The 13,344-nt window shown below is 73.3% G+C and carries 11 protein-coding genes and 1 pseudogene; 8 read left to right on the top strand and 4 right to left on the bottom strand.

Translation table 11 applies throughout. From position 1 onward, the window contains the following. Positions 1 to 451: 451 nt before the first annotated feature. Positions 452 to 838: a hypothetical protein gene (locus tag ACFY4A_RS26500; RefSeq protein ID WP_390831842.1), complete on the top strand. Its 387-nt coding sequence runs from the start codon at positions 452 to 454 to the stop codon at positions 836 to 838. Between the two features lie 172 nt (positions 839 to 1,010). On the opposite strand, the pseudogene ACFY4A_RS26495 reads toward ACFY4A_RS26500, so the two are convergent. Next, a pseudogene (locus ACFY4A_RS26495) lies at positions 1,011 to 1,811 on the bottom strand (DUF4184 family protein); the annotation flags it as partial. 281 nt (positions 1,812 to 2,092) lie between these two features. Here ACFY4A_RS26495 and ACFY4A_RS26490 point away from each other — a divergent pair. After that, the gene (locus ACFY4A_RS26490) at positions 2,093 to 3,856 is read left to right on the top strand and encodes a lytic transglycosylase domain-containing protein (RefSeq protein ID WP_390831841.1); all 1,764 of its coding nucleotides are present in this window, start codon (positions 2,093 to 2,095) and stop codon (positions 3,854 to 3,856) included. A 127-nt stretch (positions 3,857 to 3,983) separates the two neighbouring features. Here the strand turns inward: ACFY4A_RS26490 and hrpB are convergent, their stop codons facing one another. Both hrpB and ACFY4A_RS26480 read right to left on the bottom strand, forming a co-directional pair. Further along, positions 3,984 to 6,581, bottom strand: a complete 2,598-nt coding sequence (gene hrpB / locus ACFY4A_RS26485; RefSeq protein ID WP_390831840.1) for an ATP-dependent helicase HrpB — start codon at positions 6,579 to 6,581, stop codon at positions 3,984 to 3,986. Positions 6,582 to 6,625: 44 nt separating this feature from the next. Further along, complete coding sequence (locus tag ACFY4A_RS26480) at positions 6,626 to 7,603, bottom strand: class I SAM-dependent methyltransferase (protein WP_390831839.1); 978 nt, start codon at positions 7,601 to 7,603, stop codon at positions 6,626 to 6,628. Positions 7,604 to 7,829: 226 nt separating this feature from the next. Here ACFY4A_RS26480 and rpsA point away from each other — a divergent pair, with 226 nt between their 5' ends. From rpsA to ACFY4A_RS26460, 4 genes are all read left to right on the top strand, one after another. Continuing rightward, on the top strand, positions 7,830 to 9,320 hold the full coding sequence (rpsA, locus tag ACFY4A_RS26475; protein WP_390831838.1) for a 30S ribosomal protein S1: 1,491 nt from the start codon (positions 7,830 to 7,832) through the stop codon (positions 9,318 to 9,320). A 176-nt stretch (positions 9,321 to 9,496) separates the two neighbouring features. Next, entirely contained in the window at positions 9,497 to 10,435 is a 939-nt protein-coding gene (locus ACFY4A_RS26470) for a PAC2 family protein (RefSeq protein ID WP_390831837.1), read from the top strand. 95 nt (positions 10,436 to 10,530) lie between these two features. Continuing rightward, entirely contained in the window at positions 10,531 to 11,166 is a 636-nt protein-coding gene (coaE, locus tag ACFY4A_RS26465) for a dephospho-CoA kinase (RefSeq protein WP_390831836.1), read from the top strand. Between the two features lie 65 nt (positions 11,167 to 11,231). Further along, positions 11,232 to 11,594: a tetratricopeptide repeat protein gene (locus ACFY4A_RS26460; RefSeq protein WP_390831835.1), complete on the top strand. Its 363-nt coding sequence runs from the start codon at positions 11,232 to 11,234 to the stop codon at positions 11,592 to 11,594. Positions 11,595 to 11,661: 67 nt separating this feature from the next. On the opposite strand, the gene ACFY4A_RS26455 is transcribed toward ACFY4A_RS26460, so the two are convergent. Next, complete coding sequence (locus ACFY4A_RS26455; protein ID WP_390831834.1) at positions 11,662 to 11,928, bottom strand: DUF6343 family protein; 267 nt, start codon at positions 11,926 to 11,928, stop codon at positions 11,662 to 11,664. Positions 11,929 to 12,070: 142 nt separating this feature from the next. Between ACFY4A_RS26455 and ACFY4A_RS26450 the strand changes: the two genes are divergently transcribed. Both ACFY4A_RS26450 and ACFY4A_RS26445 read left to right on the top strand, forming a co-directional pair. Further along, entirely contained in the window at positions 12,071 to 12,775 is a 705-nt protein-coding gene (locus ACFY4A_RS26450; protein ID WP_390831833.1) for a class I SAM-dependent methyltransferase, read from the top strand. A gap of 95 nt (positions 12,776 to 12,870) precedes the next feature. After that, the gene (locus ACFY4A_RS26445) at positions 12,871 to 13,332 is read left to right on the top strand and encodes a DoxX family protein (protein WP_390831832.1); all 462 of its coding nucleotides are present in this window, start codon (positions 12,871 to 12,873) and stop codon (positions 13,330 to 13,332) included. Positions 13,333 to 13,344: the final 12 nt, after the last annotated feature.

The following is a 13,344-nucleotide window of genomic DNA, read 5'->3' as shown; positions in this document are numbered from 1 at the left end:
GGGGGCGGCTGGGCGCCGCGCGCCCCCGAGAACGACGGGGGCGCGGGCTGCCGTGCCTCTCGGCGGCCCCGCAGCGCCGCCCGTCGTGCGGGCAACCGCAGCGCCGCCCGCGCGGGCAACCGCCCGTCTCGGAAACCCCCGCGACGGGGCGCGTCATGGCACGGGGCGGTCCTCGCCGTGGGCACCATGCCCCGGAGCCGGAGCCGGAGCCGGAGCCGGAGCCGGAGCCGGAGCCGGAGCCGGAGCCGGAGCCGGAGCCCCGGGCCGTCCCATGGCGCGCTGCGCACAGGCCGCCGCCCGTGTGCCGCGATGGCCCCTGGGGGTGGCTCCGCGAGCTTCGATGCGCTCACAGCGGGGTCCTCCCTCTCGTGGCGGAGCCCGTTGTGAGGCCCGTCACTCACGTGGACCCCGCCCAGGCGCAGCCGTGAGCCGTGGCCGACAGGATGCGGGCATGGGTATACGCATGCTCAACCGCCGGCCGGCGGTGATACGGGCGGACATCGGCGAGGTCCCCGAGGGGCCACCCCCGTCGGTGCGGCCCGTCGCGGCCGACGCCAGCACCGCCCGCGTTCCGGCGGATCTGACGACGACCCTGCGCCGTGCCGTGAGCGGGCTCCGCGACTGGTTCGGCCCCGGCGATCCCTTCCTCGGGGAAACACGCCCCTGGTGCTTGTGGGCGGACACCGCACGCGGCTACCTCGCGCTGCTCCTCTCCCCGCTGCACCGGCCCCGCCCGGTGCGCGGCGTCACCGTCTTCGTCGCCACCGCGGCCAGCACCGGCGACCGGCCGGGCGGCCCGCCCCCACACCGCCCCCGCCAAGGCCGCCGGAACCGCTGAGACCGGCCGACGCGGCCCCAAGTGACCGGACCGGCTGACCAGCCGAGGCTGAACCGCTCCCACCGCCGGATCCGCCAGGGGAACCTGCGGAGGCACCGGCACCGGCACAGTCACCTTCGCGGCTTGAACCGACCGATCCGACCGGCCCCGTCACGCCCTCCCCGCAGCCCGGAGGCCGGGCACCGCGCCGGAGCCCGACGTCCAGGGCGTACAGGGGCAGGCCCACGGCCAGGCCCGCACCCGCGCCGAAGCACAGGGTCGGAATCAGCTCCCAGAGAGCGGCCGTCGCCCCCCGGCCCGTCCCCCAGTGCCAGGTCCGCTGGACGGCACCGGCGACCGCGCAGGCCGCGATCACGGCGCAGGCTCGCCGCCGGTCCCGTACCGACAACTCGGGGACTCCCACCGGCTCGTCCGCCGGAGCCCGCCGCAGCGCGTACACCAGGAACCCGGCGATCACGATCGCCGCCACCGCCGAGCCGCCGTACTGCAGGTACCAGTAGACGGGGGCCCCGGCCAAGTGCCGGCCCAGCACCGGGAACAGCCGCATCCCCCACCGGTCGTGGTGGGTGAACGCGTCCCACACCACGTGCGTCAGCGCGCCCAGCGCGGCGGAGGCGTACCACCACGGCACCGACGCCGGGCGCGGACGAGCCCGGGGCGTACCGCACCGCGTCAGCGCCGCCGTCCGCCCCTGACGCGCGCGCGGCAGCAGCGCGACGAGCGGCTCGCGCAGCAGCAGCCACACCCCGACCAGCAGCCAGGCGACGAGCACATCGAGGGTGAAGACCCCGGCGAAGGAGTGGGTGACCGCGCCGAACTCCATCGCCCCGGGCACAACCCCCGCCGTGTAATAGGTCAGATCGGGCGCGAAGGAGCCCGCCACGAGCACCGACGGGACCAGCCGGCCCCGCCCCGTTCCGTCGCCTCGCACCGCGGGCAGTACGGCCGCCGCATGGCTCAGAGTGAACGGCAACGGGGCTCCTCCTGGCGCGGGCCGACCGGGCCGGGGGCCCGTGTGATCATCGCCGCCCAGTATGCGCGTCACATGAGGGGCGCACCCGTTAACCAGTCGTGGCCAACCGGTGAAAATCGGACGCGAACGGGTCCCGATGCGAAGGAAGTTGTCGTAGGGTCACTTCGATCGTCAACCGCACGGATCCGCGAGCACAACCAGTCACACGGGTCGATCGTCACAACAGGGCGAACGGACAGACAGAGACGGACGCTCGGGCGTCCACAGGAGGGGCTCACTCTATGGCGGCGCATTTCGGCAGCAGGCTGCGCAAGGGAGCGGCAACCACGGCCGTGGCCGCAGCGGCGGTCGCGGCTCTGTCCGCCTCGCAGGCTCCCGGCGTCACCGTCGACGACCACGGCAGACAGTCCGCCGCCGGGGCGACGCCCCAGCCCGAGGGGAACACCGGCGGCAGCGCGACCGGCGACTCGCCGTACTACACGGACCTGCCACCCCTCAACAGCCCCAGCCCGGCGCCCGTCGTCGGCACCCCGATCTCCAAGGGCCCCGCCGAGGCCGGCATACCCGCCACCGTGCTCGACGCCTACAAGAAGGCCGAGGCGGAACTGCGCGCGTCCAAGCCGGGCTGCAACCTGCCCTGGCAACTCCTCGCCGCCATAGGCAAGGTGGAGTCCGGACAGGCCCGCGGTGGCAACGTCGGCGCCGACGGCACCACGGTGTCCCCGATCCTCGGCCCGGTCCTCGACGGCAACGGCTTCGCCCACATCAGCGACACCGACCGGGGCCTGTACGACGGGGACAGCAGGTACGACCGCGCGGTCGGGCCCATGCAGTTCATCCCCTCCACCTGGGCCTGGGCGGGCCGCGACGGCAACGGCGACGGCAAGAAGGACCCCAACAACATCTACGACGCAGCCCTCGCCGCCGGCCACTACCTGTGCCGCAACGGCTGGGACCTGTCGACCGACGCCGACCTCCGGCGCGCGATCCTCAGCTACAACAACTCGACGGACTACCTGAACACCGTCCTGACGTGGCTGGAGTTCTACCGCAAGGGCAGCCACTCCGTCCCGGACGGGACCGGCCCCCTGCCGTCCCGCCGCAGCGACCACACCCCCGGCGCGAACCCCGGTCCGACGCCGCAGCCGCCCACCCCGCCGGCGAGCCGCAAGCCCGGCGGTTCCGGGGGCTCCGGCAGCCCCGGCAAGCCCGCCGCGCCCGGCAAACAGGGCGGCGGTTCCCCGAGCCCGATCCCGTCCCCGCCGTCCGAGCCGACCCCGCCATCCAACCCGGGCACGCCCACCGCGCCGCCGACCGCGACCGACAGTGTGCACCACCTCCAGGACGCGGGCACGGACAAGCTCTCCGCCATGGCCGGCGACGCGTTCGCGGAGAGGATCAGCACCCGTGCCGTGACCAAGGACGGCAAGGCCGTCGCCAAGGTACGGATCCGGTTCACGATCAACGGCGACACCGACGCCGCCTTCACCGGCGGCGAGAAGGTCGCCACCGTCGCCACCGACGCCTCCGGCGTGGCCGTCGCACCCGCGCTCCGGGCCGGCGAGAAGACGGGCGACTTCACCGTCCGGGCGGCGGTCGTCGGCCGTATGCTTCCCGGCGTCGACTACACGGCCACGGTCACCGAGCGCGCCGCCGACGCCCTCGCCCGCACCAGCGACACCGCGCTGGTCTGCACCCCGGGCGGCGAGTTCGCCGACCAGGTCGAGGTCAAGGCTAGCTACAAGGGCGCCGTCGCGGACCGGGTCGCGGCCACCGCCACCCTGATCAAGTCGGCCGACGACCCCGCGCAGAACGACAAGGGTCCCTACTTCAAGGACGCCGACGGCACGCCCCTGCGCACCCTGAAGGGCCTTCAGACGGACGCCAACGGCCTGCTGAAGCTGCCGAAGCTGTACGCGGACGACACCACGGGCACCTTCCTGCTGCGCATCACCACCGCCGGCGGCGCGACGCTGACCGTGGAGCTGAAGGTGGCGGCGGCCACCTCGGCCGAGCCGTCCCCCAGCCAGTCGGCCTCCTCGTAGCACCGGCACCGGCACGAACACCACGAGGGCGCCCCTCCGCCACGGCGGCGGGGCGCCCTCATGTGTCCGGTGACCGCCCGCTCGATCCCCGCCCAGAGGACGGAAGCCGAACGGAGCCCCGCACCGGTCAGCGCCTGAGCCGGGCGTTGGTGTGCCGGGTCGCCTCCGCGGACGCCGGGTCCTCGGGCCAGGGGTGCTTCGGGTACCGGCCGCGCAGCTCCGCCCGTACGGCCCGGTAGCCGGTTCTCCAGAAGGAGGCGAGGTCGGCGGTGACGGCGGCGGGACGCCCGGCCGGGGAGAGAAGGTGCACCAGGACCGGGACCCCGGCGACCGCGGGCGAGTCGTCCAGGCCGAACATCTCCTGGAGCTTCACGGCGAGCACGGGCCGTTCGGGATCCGCGTAGTCGACCCGGATCCGGGACCCGCTGGGCACCGTGAGCCGTTCCGGCGCCAGCTCGTCCAGCCGGACGGCGGCACCGGAGGCCCAGGGCAGCAGCCGGGCCAGCGCCCGCCCGGCGTCGATCCGCGCCAGGTCCGCACGCCGCCGGGCCCGCCCGAGCTCCGGCTCCAGCCACTCGTCCACGCGCGCGTGCAGCGCCTCGTCGGACACGTCGGGCCAGGGCTCCCCGATGTGCCGGTGCAGGAAGGCGAGCCGCTGCCGCAGCACGCCTGCCTCCTCCGACCAGCGCAGCAGCCCGAACCCCTCCTGCCGCAACCCGTCGAGCAGCGCCGCCCGTACGAGACCGGGTTCGGCGTCCGCCAGGGGCCGCACCGCCAGCTCCACGGCCCCCAGCCGCTCGACCCGACGCGCGACCACGTCGCCGTCGCCCCAGCGCACCTCGCCCCGTGCCGCGCGGAGCGCCCCGGCCGCGAACCCGGCGACGTCCTCGTCGACCACCGCGGCGAGCTGCACGCGCGCGTGCCGCCTGCCCACCGGCCGATCGGCCACGGCGACGGCGATCCAGGGCGCGCCCCACAGCGGGGACCCGTCCGTGAGCTCCGCCCGGGTCCCGGAGACCATGAGATACGAGCCGCCGTCGAGCCGGGCCACCCGCTCCGGAAAGGCGAGAGCGGCGACGAGCCCGACGAGGCCCGCGTCCCCGGCCGCCCCCGGTCGGGGCACGCTGCCGTCCCGGGCGCGGGACAGCGGTTCCGAGGCCTTCCCCTCCGGGGTCACCGGCCCCACCTCGCGGTCCTTCCGGGAGCGTGGCCCGTGGGAAACCTCCGACACGGCGGCCCGCAGCCGCCGGACCTCCGCCCGCCACCGCGCCGCGTACGCGTCACCGCCGCGCCGGGCACCCCGCAAGGCCGCGGCGAGATCGTCCCCGTACTCCCGCGGCAGTTCCTCACTCAGCAGTGCGACGACCTCCGCGACCCGCTCGCCCCCGCCGACGGCGGACGCGTCGAGCAGGGCCCGCCCCAGCCGCGGATGCACCCCCAGCCGCGCCAGCGACCGGCCGCGGTCCGTGGCCCGCCCGGCGGAGTCCACCGCGCCCACGGCCGTCAGCACCTCCCGCGCCGCCGCCATCGCGCCGCCCGGCGGCGGGTCCGGCAACGCAAGCCCCGAGGCGTCCGGATCGCCCCAGCAGGCCGCCTGAAGGGCGAACGCCGTCAGATCGGCCACCTTGATCTCCGGCGCGGGATGGGCGGGCAGACGCGCCTCCTCGGCCTCCGCCCAGCACCGGTACACCGCGCCCGGCGCCTCGCGTCCGGCGCGCCCCGCCCGCTGCCGCCCGGAGGCCCGCGAGGCCCGTACCGTCGTCAGCGCGCTCAGCCCGCGCGCGTGGTCCACGCGGGGCTCCCGCGCGAGCCCCGAGTCGACGACCACCCGCACCCCGGGCACCGTCAGCGACGACTCGGCGACCGCGGTCGCGAGGACCACCCGGCGCCGCCGCCCCGGCGCAAGCACAGCGTCCTGCACGTCCGCCGGCGCCCGCCCGTGCACCTCGAGCACGTCCACGTCCCCGAGATCCCCCAGCAGACCGGCGACACGCCCGATCTCGCCCACGCCCGGCAGGAAGCACAGCACGTCCCCCGCGCGCTCGGCCAGCGCCCGCCGCACCACCGACGCCACGTGCGTCAGCAGCGCGGGGTCCACCCGCATCCCGTGCGGCGGCCGTACCGGCCGGGCGGGAGGCGCCCACACCACCTCCACCGGATGCGACACGCCGTGCGCCTCGACCACCGGCGCCCCGCCCAGCAGCCGCGCCCACACCTGCGCGTCCGTGGTGGCCGAGGCGGCCACCAGCCGCAGCTCCGGCCGCAGCGCCTCGCGCACGTCCCACAGGAACGCCGCCACCGTGTCCGCGTCCAGATGCCGCTCGTGGCACTCGTCGAGCACCACCACGTCGACGCCGGCCAGCTCCTGGTCCCGCTGCAACCGCTGGAGCAGCACACCGGTCGTGACGACCTCCACGCGCGCGTGGCGCCCGACGACACGCTCCCCGCGCACGGTGTAGCCGACGCTCTCGCCGACCTTCTCGCCCAGCAGCCACGCCATTCGCCGGGCCGCCGCACGCGCCGCGATCCGCCGCGGCTCGGCCACGACCACCCGCCGCGCGTGTCCCTCGCCCAGCAGCCCGGCCAGCGCCAGCGGCACCAGCGTGGTCTTGCCGGTGCCGGGCGGCGCCACCAGGACCGCGGTCCCGTGACGGTCCAGGGCGTCGTGCAGGGCCGGCAGCGCGCCGCGCACCGGCAGCGCGTCCAGCTCGTCGTGACGGATCACGCGCTCAGTCCCGTACTCCCGCACTCGGTCACTCGGTCCCGCGCTCAGTCCCGTACGCAGACGAAGATCGCCGTTCCCGGGATCAGGTTCCCGCGCAGCGGCGACCAGCCGCCCCATTCGGAGGTGTTCCAGGCCGGCCACTCCGGCTCGACCAGGTCCACCAGCCGGAAGCCGGACGCCACCACGTCGCGCACCCGGTCCCCGACGGTCCGGTGGTGCTCGACGTACACCGCGCGGCCGTCCTCGTCCTCCTCGACGTACGGCGTACGGTCGAAGTAGGAGGCGGCGACCGACAGCCCCTCGGGGCCGGGCTCGTCCGGGAACGCCCAGCGGATGGGGTGCGTCACCGAGAACACGAACCGCCCGCCCGGCCGCAGCACCCGGCGCACTTCCCGCAGCACCGCGCGGGGGTCGGCGAGGAACGGCAGCGCCCCGTACGCCGAGCACGCCAGGTCGAAGGAGCCGTCCGCGAACGGCAGCGCGCCCGCGTCGGCGCACACCAGCGGGAACGCTCCGCCGATGCGCAGCGCGTGCTGGAGCTGGCGGTGGGACAGGTCGAGGGCGACCGGGCGCGCGCCCTGCCCGGCCAGCCAGCGCGAGCACTGCGCCGCGCCGGCGCCGATCTCCAGGACGTCCTTGTCCTTGAGGTCCTCGGGGTCGCCGAGCAGCTCCGCACCCACCTCGTCCAGGCCCTCCGGGCCCCACACGAAACGGTCGTCGCCGAGGAAGGTGCCGTGCTCGATCTGGTACTCGTCCGCGTTGCGGTCCCACCAGCCCCGGTTGGCCCGGGAGCTCTCCGCGGCACCGGCCTCGCGCCGGGTGGCCTCCGGTTCGGCCGGTTCGAACTGTTCGGACGGTGCTGGCTCTTGGATGATCGGCTCCCTCGTACTAATCTGCGGGCTCTCCCGCCCGACCGCCCCGGCGGTGTCACCGCAGGGACTCGCCCGGGTCGGCGCGGCCTCGGGAGACGGGTTTTCTGCCGGATATGGGGTGATCCGCCCCGGCTGTGCGGCTTCGCGCATTGACCCTGTCCGGCTGCCCCCGTATGCTACAAGTTGCGCTGCGGGCCTGCGCGCCTCAGACGGAGCAGGCTGCGCTCGCATCTGTTGTATGTCCCCTCGGTTGTCGAGGCGCCACCAGTGTTTCGTGTGGCGCTTCCTTGGCTGTCCGGCTTCTACAGAGCGAAACGGGCTCCCGGCGTAACGCAGTACCTACGACTTCAATGTCCGTACCGGAGCCCTTTCCCACATGACGAGCAGCACCGAGACCACCGCCACCACCCCGCAGGTAGCGGTCAACGACATCGGTAACGAGGAAGCCTTCCTCGCAGCGATCGACGAGACGATCAAGTACTTCAACGACGGCGACATCGTCGACGGCGTCATCGTGAAGGTCGACCGGGACGAGGTCCTGCTCGACATCGGTTACAAGACCGAAGGTGTCATCCCGAGCCGCGAGCTCTCGATCAAGCACGACGTCGACCCGAACGAGGTCGTGGCCGTCGGCGACGAGATCGAGGCCCTGGTCCTCCAGAAGGAGGACAAGGAAGGCCGCCTGATCCTCTCGAAGAAGCGCGCCCAGTACGAGCGTGCCTGGGGCACCATCGAGAAGATCAAGGAAGAGGACGGCATCGTCACCGGTACCGTCATCGAGGTCGTCAAGGGTGGTCTCATCCTCGACATCGGCCTCCGTGGCTTCCTCCCGGCCTCCCTCGTCGAGATGCGCCGTGTCCGCGACCTCCAGCCGTACGTCGGCAAGGAGCTCGAGGCCAAGATCATCGAGCTGGACAAGAACCGCAACAACGTGGTCCTGTCCCGCCGTGCCTGGCTGGAGCAGACCCAGTCCGAGGTCCGCCAGACGTTCCTCACGACCCTCCAGAAGGGTCAGGTCCGCTCCGGTGTGGTCTCCTCGATCGTCAACTTCGGTGCCTTCGTGGACCTGGGTGGCGTCGACGGTCTGGTCCACGTCTCCGAGCTGTCCTGGAAGCACATCGACCACCCGTCCGAGGTCGTCGAGGTGGGCCAGGAGGTCACCGTCGAGGTCCTCGACGTCGACATGGACCGCGAGCGCGTCTCCCTGTCGCTGAAGGCGACCCAGGAAGACCCGTGGCAGCAGTTCGCCCGCACCCACCAGATCGGCCAGGTCGTGCCCGGCAAGGTCACGAAGCTGGTTCCGTTCGGTGCGTTCGTCCGCGTGGACGAGGGCATCGAGGGTCTGGTCCACATCTCCGAGCTGGCCGAGCGTCACGTGGAGATCCCGGAGCAGGTCGTCCAGGTCAACGACGAGATCTTCGTCAAGGTCATCGACATCGACCTCGAGCGTCGTCGCATCAGCCTCTCGCTGAAGCAGGCCAACGAGTCCTTCGGTGCCGACCCGTCCGCGGTCGAGTTCGACCCGACCCTGTACGGCATGGCCGCGTCCTACGACGACCAGGGCAACTACATCTACCCCGAGGGCTTCGACCCCGAGACCAACGACTGGCTCGAGGGCTACGAGAAGCAGCGCGAGGAGTGGGAGCGCCAGTACGCCGAGGCGCAGGCCCGCTTCGAGCAGCACCAGCAGCAGGTCATCAAGTCCCGCGAGGCGGACGCCGCTGCCGCCGCCGAGGGTGGCGAGGCCGCCGCTCCGGCCGCGTCCGGCGGTTCGTACTCCTCCGAGGGCGGCGACAACTCCGGCGCCCTGGCGTCGGACGAGGCGCTGGCCGCGCTCCGCGAGAAGCTGGCCGGCGGCCAGAGCTGAGCTCCCCCACAGGGGCCCAGCCGCTGAGGCTCAGCCGATGACTTGAGGGGCCGCACCTTTCCGGGTGCGGCCCCTCGAGCTGTTCAGAGTGCCCGCGGCTCCGTGCGGCCGGCGGGGAATGCGAACGTCCCACAGCTCGTTGTGAACCTACGAATACGAGGAGGGGCGGTCACACAGTGCTTGATCCGCAGGGTTTGTACGCATGGGAGCCGAAGGGTCTGGCCGTCGTCGACATGGCGCTCGCCCAGGAGTCGGCCGGTCTTGTCCTGCTCTACCACTTCGACGGATACATCGACGCGGGGGAGACCGGCGACCAGATCGTCGATCGGCTGCTGGACTCGCAGCCCCACCAGGTCGTGGCGCGCTTCGACCACGACCGGCTCGTGGACTACCGGGCCCGCCGCCCGCTGCTGACGTTCCAGCGGGACCGCTGGACCGAGTACGAGGTGCCGGGCATCGAGGTGCGTCTCGTCCAGGACGCCACCGGCGCGCCGTTCCTGCTGCTGTCCGGGCCCGAGCCCGACGTGGAGTGGGAGCGTTTCGCGGCGGCCGTACGGCAGATCGTCGAGCGCCTCGGCGTACGCCTGTCGGTGAACTTCCACGGCATCCCCATGGGTGTCCCGCACACCCGCCCGGTGGGCCTGACCCCGCACGGCAACCGCAGTGACCTGGTACCGGGCCACCGCAGCCCCTTCGAGGAGGCGCAGGTGCCGGGCAGCGCGGAGGCGCTGCTGGAGTACCGCCTGATGCAGGCCGGGCACGACGTGCTGGGCGTGGCCGCGCACGTGCCGCACTACATCGCGCGCTCCCCGTACCCGGACGCGGCGCTGACGGCCCTGGAAGCCATCACCTCGGCCACCGGGCTGGTCCTGCCGAGCGCCGCCCACTCCCTGCGCAACGAGGCCCACCGCACCCAGACCGAGATCGACCGGCAGATCCGCGAGGGCGACGAGGAACTCACCTCCCTCGTCCAGGGCCTCGAGCACCAGTACGACGCCGCCGCGGGCGCGGAGACCCGGGGCAACATGCTTGCCGAGCCCGTCGAGATCCCGTCGGCGGACGAGATCGGCCGCGAGTTCGAACGCTTCCTGGCGGAGCGGGAGGGCGAGAACTGACACCCGACCGCGGGGGCGTGAGCTGACGTGGGAGGGCGTGAGCTGACGCCCTCCTGCCGGGCGGGCCGCCGGAGACAGGGCCTAAGCTGCCGCTCATGCTGAAAGTGGGCCTCACCGGGGGCATCGGTGCCGGTAAGAGCGAGGTGTCGCGGCTGCTCGTGGAATGCGGGGCCGTGCTGATCGACGCCGATCGCATCGCGCGCGAGGTCGTCGCCCCGGGCACGCCCGGCCTCGCGGCGGTCGTCGACGCCTTCGGCCCGGAGGTGCTGGCCGAGGACGGGAGCCTGGACCGGCCCAGGCTGGGTTCCATCGTCTTCGCCGACTCCGGGAAGCTGGCCGTCCTGAACTCGATCGTGCACCCCCTGGTGGGCGCCCGCTCCCGCGAACTGGAGGAGGCCGCCGCCGAGGACGCCGTCGTGGTCCACGACGTCCCGCTCCTCACGGAGAACGGCCTGGCCCCGCTCTACGACCTCGTGATCGTCGTGGACGCGAGCCCTGCGACCCAGCTCGACCGGCTCCTGCGGCTGCGCGGGATGACCGAGGAGGACGCACGCGCGCGCATGGCCGCGCAGGCCACCCGTGAGAAGCGCCTGGAGATCGCGGACATCGTCATCGACAACGACGTACCGTTGGAGCGGCTCGAGCGGCGGGTGCGGGAGGTGTGGGCGGAGCTGGTCCGCAGGGCCCACCGGCCCCGACAGGCGCACCGGGAACAGGGGCCCCAGGAGTAGGGGCCCAGGAACAGGGGCTGCCCGCCCGGCGCGTTGAACCACTGCGGTGAGGGAAGGAAGCAGTCGTGCCCGAACGTACTCCGGAGACCCACGTCATCGACTACCGCGCCGCCGAGAAGCTGCTTGCCGCGCGGGACCCGCGGGGCGCGGTGAAGCTGCTCGACAGAGTCATAGCCGCCCATCCAGAGAGCACCTCGGCCCGACTCCTGCGCGCCCGCGCCTTCTTCGCGTCCGCCCAGCTCCGGCCCGCGGAGCTGGAGTTCACCATCGTGCTGGAGCGTGAACCGGACAACGCGTACGCGCACTTCGCGCTCGCCCGCACCTACGAGCGGCAGGGCCGCCCCGACCAGGCCAGGCGGCACTTCCGGCTGGCCGCCGCGCTGGACCCGAACCCGGAGTACCTGCAGCGGGCCCGGTTCGACACCTGACGTCCGCCCGTGGCCGACCGTCCTCGCCGGCCGGCCATCCCCGCCGGCCGGCCATCCCCGCCGGCGGCTACCGCTGCCGGTCGTCCGGCGGCCAGTACGGCGGTACGTCCCGCCCCGGCTGGTAGTGCGGGCCCTGCCGCAGATGCCGGACGATCAGCATGAAGTCGACGGCCATCACCAGCCACAGCACCCCGCAGGCCGCCGCCCAACCGGGCCGTCCGACCAGCACGAACACCACCGTGCCGAAGCCCGCCCAGACCAGCCCCCACACGCTCAGCCAGAACCGCGCCCGCAGAGCACTGCGCGCGGTGGTGGGTTCACTGCCTGTACGCATCGCCGATCTCCACTCCTCTTTGAAACGTACTCTCGCCCGGCCTGCACACCAAAGGCATGCCCGGCTCACTCGGACGGGTGAAGCGCGCCGGGAGGGGAACCGCCGTGCGGAGGCAGGCCGTTGTCCGGGCATGGAGCTGAGAATGCGCGAGGGCCATCAAGGAACGGGACCGGGAGCGATCACGCCGGACGGCTGCGCGGTGGAGCTGTACGCGCGGCTGCCCGTGGGGAGCGAGCCGGACGTCATCGCCGCGGCCGTGCCCGCGGGAGCGCACATCCTGGAGCTGGGCTGCGGTGTGGGCCGCGTGACCCATCCGCTGCTGGAGCGCGGCTTCACCGTCACGGCGGTGGACGAGTCATCGGACATGCTGGAGCGGGTGCGCGGGGCGCGGACCATATGCAGCCCGATCGAGCATCTGGACGTGGGGGAGACCTTCGACGTCGTGATGCTGGCGTCGTTCCTGGTGCACACGGGCGACCCCGAGGTACGGCGAGGGCTGCTGCGCACCTGCGCACGGCATGTAGTGGACGGCGGCTGCGTACTGATCCAGCGGGAGGGCGGTGACTACCACATCAATCTGCCGCGCGAGCGGGTGGACCCGGCTGGTTTCACGGTGCGGATCCTGTCGGCGGAGCCGGTCGGGGACGGTGTGAACAGGGTGCGCGCGGAGTACGTGTTCCCGGACGCGACCTGGACCCAGACCTTCCGGTCCCGGCCGCTGACCAAGGAGCAGTTCGAGGAGGCGCTGGCGGAGGCGGGCCTGAGGGTGGACAGGTATCTGACCGAGGACGGGACATGGGTGAGGGCGGTGCCTGAGGTGCCGGCGGAGCTGGAGGAGCGCCTTTGACGGAGCCCGGACAGCGATGAGTTCCGGAGCGCGGATCGGTCTCCCTCTCTGAAAGCACCACGGCCGTTCCTCATCGCCACACACAGGAGACCCTGATGTCCGAGCGCACCGCGTCCATCGCACCCACCACGTCCGTCCCGGCGTCCGTCGCCGCCGCACCGCCCGCCTCCCGCCGCCGCGCCGCCCGTCTCGCACTGCGGGCCGTGCAGGTGCTGCTCGCGCTGTTCTTCGTGTTCGCCAGCGCGCTGCCCAAGCTCATCGCGCATCCGGCAGCGGTCGAGACCTTCGACGAGATGGGCTGGGGCAGCGCGGGCATGTACAGCATCGGGTTGCTGGAGCTGGCCGGGGGCGTGGCGCTGCTGATCCCGGTGCTCCAGTCGGTGTCGGCGGTGGCGCTGAGCGCGCTGTTGGTGGGGGCGTTCATCGTGCAGCTGACCGCCTTCGACGGGCAGAACGCGGCGACCCCGGTCGTCCTGATCGTGCCGCTGGCGGTCATCGCCTGGGCGCGACGGGGCCACAACGCACAGCTGCTGCGGCTGGCGCGGCGGCAGGCGTGAGACGGGCGCGAC

Source organism: Streptomyces sp. NPDC001292 (assembly GCF_042896465.1).
In the GTDB taxonomy this organism is placed as follows: Bacteria; Actinomycetota; Actinomycetes; order Streptomycetales; family Streptomycetaceae; genus Streptomyces.
Note: the sequence above shows the minus strand (reverse complement) of the source record. Positions and strands in the feature narration are given on the sequence as shown.